Below are 6,412 nucleotides of genomic sequence, written 5' to 3'. Positions count from 1 at the left end.
GGCTCCGGCTACGGGACACAGACCGCCCTGTGGACACCTGCTCTGAAGGCAGCTGGTCACGATGTGGCGATCAGTTGCTCCACCGGCCTGTTCTCCAGTGTGCAGTTGTGGAACGGGATTAAGATGTTCCCGCACAGCAACCACATCGGAAATTATGGGACAGATATCGTGGTCGAACACGCCCAACACTGGGGCGCAGATATTATATGGTCGTGGCTGGACGCTTTTGTGCTCCGCACCGAGGAGGTCAAGAGGGCCAACTGGGCGGCATGGGTTCCGGCTGACAGCGACCCGTTAATGAAGCGCAACGTCGCCCCGTTGAAGGAATGCAGGTGGGTAATTGCCCCTACTCGGTTCGGACAGAAAGTTATTAAGGTGGCAGGAATCGCCGACCCGCTCTACGTGCCGTGTGCGTTCGATCCGGCAGTGATGTACAAGAGCCCGATTGGTCGGGACATACTGCGGAAGCAGTTCAGTGACATTCTCAAGAAGGATTTGACAGGCAAGTTCCTGGTCAACGTGGTGTCCGCCAATAGCGGGAAGCGCAAAAACTTCCCGGTGATTTTTGAGGCGTGGAAAAAGTTCAGTTCCATCCATCCAGACGCTCTCTTGTATTTGCATACAGAAGTCACAGGCTTGTGGGGTGATGGGGAAGACCTTCCTTCCTTGATGGAATTGTATGGGATTGAGAACAAGTCGGCGGTGATCGTCAACCAGTACGCTTACAACACCGGCCAGATTGGAAATGATTACTTGAACTTGATGTACAATGTTAGCGACGTCCACCTAAACTGTTGCGTGGGCGAGGGGTTCGGCCTGCCGATCATGGACGCGCAGGCGTGCGGGTGCCCGACTATCGTGCCGGACTTCGCGGGGGCGGGAGAGATTGGGTTTGGATTGAAGATCACTAAGGGAGTCAAACGGCCATTGGTGCCGGGTGGGTTTCAATTCGAGGTGGATGTAGATGATGTGGTGAGCAAACTGGAATATGTGTACGTCCACAAGGATGATCCACTTTACCCAGCGTGGCGGGACGAGATGGTTGAGCGATCAGCCGACTACCAGATCGAGAATGTTATGAAAGATCACGTGATCCCGACGCTGGCCAAGATACAGGAGGACTTAAAATGTTCACTGGCCTCCTGAACAATGAGTGCAGCATCATCCTGTCGAGTATGTCCGTCAGCCCCTACGGCGGGCAGACGCCGGTGCGGTCCACCATCTACAGCCAGAGACCGTGCCGCCTCCAGCAGTTGTCAATGGATGAGCGGGCAGTACTGTTGCGGGAGGGCATCGAGTCCTCTCACCGGGTATTCTGTGAGGCGGACATGACCCTGAGCACCCAGCACGAGGTGGTCATTAGTGGGGTCACGTATTTGGTGACTGGATTTGACACGCCGGAGGGGGCGCTGGTGGAGCATCACTCCGAAATCATGGTAAAACGATTGGCATAAATATGAACATTGTAGGCAAACTTGTATGGCGGGCGCAGGCGGTCATGAATCAGGTCGAGGCACGGGTCCAGGAGAACATGGACAAGGCGGCGATCTATCTGGTCAACGATGTGGTTAAGAGTTTTGGAAGCCCGTCGGCTTATCCTGAGGGTGGAGTTCGGGTTGGAAGAGATCAACACCGACAGAAGGAAAAGAATTTTCGGCAAGGACAACACTCTGCTCCAGGAGACCCGCCGTTTGTGCAGACGGGTATGCTGCGAAGGAGTATCACTTGGAATGCCCCCTCGAAATTGGTTCGACTGGTCGGGAGCGCATTGAAGCCACAAGGCGGTGGAAAAGGGAGTTATGCTTTATGTCTGGAGTATGGGACAAATAAGATGGCGGCACGTCCGTATTTGAGGCCAGCACTGGCCCGGTGCAAGGCGACGCTGTTCAGGATAATTTCAGGGAATTGAAAATGGACGAGTTACTCAAAGCGATCGTATCTCTTTACAACGCCGCTGACGGGGCCACACTGAAGGCGGCCACGCCAGGCGGGATGTGGCTTGACGAGGCACCGCAGAACGCCAGTGCGACATTTATCGTGCTGACTGGGGTGTCTGCCGTTGAAGAATTTGTGATGAATAGCACGGTCGGGACGATAGAAGCCGTGGTCCAGTTCAGCGTGAACAATATAGGATCAGGGACAGACTCACTTGTGGTAACAGCAGGACAGGCAGTGCGATCCCTTTATCATGACACTATTTTAACAGGCATGACGGGGATCACTTGTCTGATGGCAAAGTGCAACAATGTCCGGCTGATCCGCGACCCGGACAGCACAGGATATTCTTACGTGATCGAAACAAGGTATTTATTGGGACGATAGTTAAACAAACAGGAGGTGTATCATGGCCGCGACAACTGCAATATCCGGGTTCAGTGGATCAATAACAGGACCGACAGGGTTCACGGAAGTGACCCAGTGGAAACTGTCTGTGTCACAGGACAAACTCGACGCCACCAACATGGGTTCTGCCCAGTACAAGGAGTTCGTTGGCGGACTGAGCGGGGCGGAAGGCTCCTGCACCACACAGGGGACGGTCATCCCGGCGCGAGGCACATTGGCCGCCTGTACACTGAAGACCAAGTCTACGGGTGGTGCAACCATTACTGGCTCGATCATTGTTGACAAGGTGGATGTTGGTGTTCCTGTTGACGGTAAAGTCACGTATGACGTCTCGTTTGCGTTTTCGGGCAGTGTTTCAATAACATAACAAGGAGAGTATTATGGCAGCTACAACGGCAATTGCCGGTTATTCAGGATCGTTTACTGGTCCGGCCGGGGTGAGTGAAGTGACTCAGTGGAAAGCGGCAATCACCACTGACAAACTAGATGCGACCAACATGGGATCTGGTGGGTGGAAAGAGTACATTCCTGGTTTGATCGGCATGGAAGGTTCGGCTACCTGCCAGGGCACAGCGATCCCGTCGAGAGGTTTGGCGGCAGGCACTTTAGACACAGGAGCGGGTCCGGTGTTTTCTGGCTCGGTGTTTGTGGATAAAGTTGATGTGAACGTCCCAGTGGACGGCAAGGTCACGTACGACGTTTCCTTCGCCTTCACAGGGTCCATAACGGTAGGATAACAAAAGGGCCGGGGCGATGTGTTTCGACACGTCCTGGGCTAATCTAGACGGTATTTTAGAGGTATAAATAAGGAGGATTATATGGAAACTGTATCGGCACTTACAGGCCAGCCTATTTTGGCCACGTTGGCAGGCAAACAGCACAAGTTTCGACAATTGACCTTGGCAGAATTGTTTGGCCGGTTTGAAGCGGAAGTAAAGAGCGATTGGACAATACAGGTCCACGAGCTGGCCAAGGGGATGACTGGCGAGGACAAGATTGCCTACCTGTCCCACGAGGCATCTCATCCGCTGTCGGCGGAGAACTCGGCCGCCCTCGTGCGCGAGAAGATGAACTCAATCAAGGGGGTGGCGCTGATATTGTCATTGACCCATCTGGTTGAGGACAAGTTGGATGTCTTACCGGAGATCATCTCGCTGATGACCGAACCTTCCGACCAGATTGCGGTGCGTGGATTGGTTGAGCAGTTGACAGGCACAGCAGGTGTGAAGGTGGAGGGCGGCGCGGACATTGGCCCAAAAGTGTAGACTGGGAAACCCTGCTGGGAGACCTCGTGCTTTATACGGGGTGGACGTTCGAGCAGGTGGGTGGGTTGACAATACCCCAGATGCGAGCAGTACTGGGGGCAGTGAACCGAAGACGGAAGGAACAGATTGAGATGATGGGTGGCAAGGTCAGCGAAGGGGACAAAGAAGTGGACGGGACGATTGCCATCGAGCAGCGGCTCCAGATATTGCGGGCAAAGACAGGCAAGACCAAGTTTGACTTGAGGGAGGTTATATAATGGCCAGTGGACTTTCAGGCATGGCATTGGGTGACGCTTATGTTAATATTCTCGCAGAAACTTCTGCTCTTCAGGGAGGTTTATTGCGGGCACAGGCGATGGTGTCATCTTTTGTTGGCGGGGCGGGGTCTGTACTTGCCAAGGGTATGGTTGGGGCGATGGTCGCTATCCCGGCAGCGATTGGTGGTGCGATGGTATATTCTATAAAGTCGTTTGTGGAAGCCGAGGTCGTTACCAAGAAACTATCAGGGGCGATTGCAATGGCTGGCGGGAATGTCGAAACGTTGATGCCAAAGTATGAGAAACTTGCCGATAAGATTTCACGAGTGACTAAGTGGGACGATGAGGCTGTAAAGTCTGCGGCGGCTTCCGCTCTTGCCCGTGGATTGTCTACCAAGAAGATGGAAGAGGCTATTCTGGCGGCGACCGGATTGGCAGCGCGGATGGGTATAGATTTGGGTTCGGCAATGAACATGGTCACGCGGGCGGGCATGGGCAACACCATGATGCTTCAGCGGTATTTTCCGCAACTTAAACAGGCTACCACTCAAACTGAAAAATGGGCAATGGTAATGAAGATTGGCGCTGCTGGCATAGGAATGGCTCGCGGCGAGATTGATACCATCTCTGGTGCATTCGGTCAGATGCGGAAATCTATTGGAGAAGTGTTTGAGTCTATCGGGCAGGGTCTGGTCGGTTCAGGCGCGTTCAAAGAAGTCTTGCAGGGTGTTACAGATAAGATATGGGCACTGAAAGATTCTGTAGACGCCTTGGTGGCCGGAGGTCAATTTCAATTGTGGATAGACTCTCTTGTGGGGGGAGTCCGATTTATGTACGCTAGATTTTCAGCAACATTCCAAACACTTTGGCTTCTTGTCAAAACATTGTTTAATAATATAAGTGCATTGGTGAATGCAATTGGCCAAACAATCTGGCAACCATTTGCTATGGGGGCACAGTTGATTTATACTGCGTGGAAAAATCTGACTAACTGGCTCGGAGAGACTTTGGCCAGATTGTGGGAGATGATACAAAATCCTGGGAAAATTGGAAAAGGGATGCTACCAGAATGGAAGGGATTATTTGCTGGGATGGAAGAAGTGGCGTTAGAACGCATGAATATGATTGCTAGTTCTTGGGGACTGGTTATTGAAAATATATCTTTCAAAGGATTTACGGACAAACTAGACGCCATAACAAACGAATACAACCGCCGCAACGAATCTACTTCGCAGAGTCTAGGAATAATGAGAAAACCAGGATATCCTACTGGGGCAAAAGGTGCTGGCACAGGCGGCGGCATGGCCGATAAAGCCAGCGTCTCGATTATCTCTCTGGCTGACATCTGGAAAAAGATGCAGGAGGACGCGGTGAAGAAACGAGCTGAGGACAAGAAGATCGACCTTGCCCAGAAACAACTCAATGCCCAGGAACAGGCCACTGCTTACCTCGGACAGATTGTGGGCAAACAAAACATTGGGGTTGGTCTTATGCGAGGAATATACGGAAACGCAGATACGGTAGGGGAATAAATGGCAACAGCTGGGCATTACAAAGAAAAAACCGAGGGGTATGAGGTCATCAGACGCGTGGATGGGATAACTGCCACACGAGTTTTCCATGATGCTGACTTGACGGCAGACGACGACCTCCCCGATATAGGGGACTCGCTTGACCCAACAGATGACGTTTATAAAAACTGCTTTGTTACCGAGATCCGCAAGGTGCTGTTTGGTAACAAGCCGGGACAATACCTCTACACCATTCAGTACACGACAACTCCAGGCGCAAGCGACGGTGCAAACGACAAAGATGGTGCATCGGTTGACCCAAACTTTTCTCCTATCACAGGTTCAATTGGAGGAGAAGCAATCTCTGTTGATGCTAAGACAGCGGCAACATGGAAATGGACAGTTGGAAACCTTGCTATGGAACAGCAACTTAACAAGATTATAACCACCGGATCCTTTAAGGTGACAAAAAGATTAGCTAATCTGTTGCTAACTACATGGGCTCAATATTCTGGAAAGATTAACAGTAGCAATTTTCAGGTAGCAGGAAACAATTATCCAGCGGAGCGGGTAATGTTTAATGGAGTGGATTATGAGGAATACAGGAACAATAAAGGGCTACGTCGGTGGAAGGTGAACTACAGTTTTTCTGTGAAAAGTATGAAAGAAGGTTCTTCTTATTATGGCTGGAATTATATATTTAATGATAAAACCGGTAAATATGATAAGCCCTACATACTAGATGGAGCCACTAAATTATACATGTACAACACAGCAGATTTAAATAAGCTACTTGCTACTCCAGAGGCAGAATAATGATAAAGTTCAGACGAGCAAAATCTACGGACAAGGTCGTTGACCTGAAGACTTTCAACGACATGCAGGTTTGGCTGGAGCGGGTGGCTAACATGACCACCGACCAGTACTTCAACCTGACGAAGGGCGACCCGAACTACATGCTGTATTCAAGGACAGGCGCAAGTTCATCAACCATGTCCTACTCCGACTGGGCATTCGGGTTCTCGATTAGCGGGGC

At 51.3% G+C, this 6,412-nt stretch carries 11 protein-coding genes; all 11 read left to right on the top strand.

Annotated features, from left to right (window positions below; translation table 11 throughout):
* The coding region (locus WC359_14310; protein ID MFA5401619.1) for a glycosyltransferase at nt 1-1,146 on the top strand (1,146 nt) is incomplete at its 5' end.
* Complete coding sequence (locus WC359_14305) at nt 1,128-1,454, top strand: hypothetical protein (protein ID MFA5401618.1); 327 nt, start codon at nt 1,128-1,130, stop codon at nt 1,452-1,454. The genes WC359_14310 and WC359_14305, both read left to right, overlap by 19 nt.
* A 44-nt stretch (nt 1,455-1,498) precedes the next feature.
* The gene (locus tag WC359_14300) at nt 1,499-1,909 is read left to right on the top strand and encodes a hypothetical protein (protein ID MFA5401617.1); all 411 of its coding nucleotides are present in this window, start codon (nt 1,499-1,501) and stop codon (nt 1,907-1,909) included.
* Entirely contained in the window at nt 1,906-2,322 is a 417-nt protein-coding gene (locus WC359_14295; protein MFA5401616.1) for a hypothetical protein, read from the top strand. The genes WC359_14300 and WC359_14295 overlap by 4 nt, the downstream gene beginning before the upstream one ends.
* 22 nt (nt 2,323-2,344) lie before the next feature.
* Nucleotides 2,345-2,710, top strand: a complete 366-nt coding sequence (locus tag WC359_14290; GenBank protein ID MFA5401615.1) for a hypothetical protein — start codon at nt 2,345-2,347, stop codon at nt 2,708-2,710.
* A 13-nt stretch (nt 2,711-2,723) separates the two neighbouring features.
* Nucleotides 2,724-3,080 carry a hypothetical protein gene (locus WC359_14285; GenBank protein MFA5401614.1) on the top strand — a complete coding sequence of 119 codons (357 nt, stop codon included), beginning with the start codon at nt 2,724-2,726 and terminating at the stop codon, nt 3,078-3,080.
* 81 nt (nt 3,081-3,161) lie between these two features.
* Nucleotides 3,162-3,608, top strand: a complete 447-nt coding sequence (locus WC359_14280; protein MFA5401613.1) for a hypothetical protein — start codon at nt 3,162-3,164, stop codon at nt 3,606-3,608.
* A gap of 26 nt (nt 3,609-3,634) precedes the next feature.
* The gene (locus WC359_14275; GenBank protein MFA5401612.1) at nt 3,635-3,865 is read left to right on the top strand and encodes a hypothetical protein; all 231 of its coding nucleotides are present in this window, start codon (nt 3,635-3,637) and stop codon (nt 3,863-3,865) included.
* Nucleotides 3,865-5,397 carry a hypothetical protein gene (locus tag WC359_14270; GenBank protein ID MFA5401611.1) on the top strand — a complete coding sequence of 511 codons (1,533 nt, stop codon included), beginning with the start codon at nt 3,865-3,867 and terminating at the stop codon, nt 5,395-5,397. The genes WC359_14275 and WC359_14270 overlap by 1 nt, the downstream gene beginning before the upstream one ends.
* Nucleotides 5,398-6,192 (top strand): hypothetical protein, encoded by a 795-nt coding sequence (locus tag WC359_14265; GenBank protein MFA5401610.1) that lies wholly within the window; start codon nt 5,398-5,400, stop codon nt 6,190-6,192.
* The coding region (locus WC359_14260; protein MFA5401609.1) for a hypothetical protein at nt 6,192-6,412 on the top strand (221 nt) is incomplete at its 3' end. The genes WC359_14265 and WC359_14260, both read left to right, overlap by 1 nt.

The sequence above is a fragment of the Dehalococcoidia bacterium genome, from assembly GCA_041653995.1.
In the GTDB taxonomy this organism is placed as follows: Bacteria; Chloroflexota; Dehalococcoidia; order GIF9; family UBA5629; genus CAIMUM01.
This window is presented reverse-complemented; position numbering and strand designations above follow the sequence as displayed.

Excerpts from the sequence above, each read along its gene's own strand:
- WC359_14305 (MFA5401618.1), top strand. The coding sequence starts at position 1,128 with ATGTTCACTGGCCTCCTGAACAATGAGTGCAGCATCATCCTGTCGAGT.
- WC359_14300 (MFA5401617.1), top strand. The coding sequence starts at position 1,499 with ATGAATCAGGTCGAGGCACGGGTCCAGGAGAACATGGACAAGGCGGCG.
- WC359_14290 (MFA5401615.1), top strand. The coding sequence starts at position 2,345 with ATGGCCGCGACAACTGCAATATCCGGGTTCAGTGGATCAATAACAGGA.
- WC359_14285 (MFA5401614.1), top strand. The coding sequence starts at position 2,724 with ATGGCAGCTACAACGGCAATTGCCGGTTATTCAGGATCGTTTACTGGT.
- WC359_14280 (MFA5401613.1), top strand. The coding sequence starts at position 3,162 with ATGGAAACTGTATCGGCACTTACAGGCCAGCCTATTTTGGCCACGTTG.
- WC359_14270 (MFA5401611.1), top strand. The coding sequence starts at position 3,865 with ATGGCCAGTGGACTTTCAGGCATGGCATTGGGTGACGCTTATGTTAAT.
- WC359_14265 (MFA5401610.1), top strand. The coding sequence starts at position 5,398 with ATGGCAACAGCTGGGCATTACAAAGAAAAAACCGAGGGGTATGAGGTC.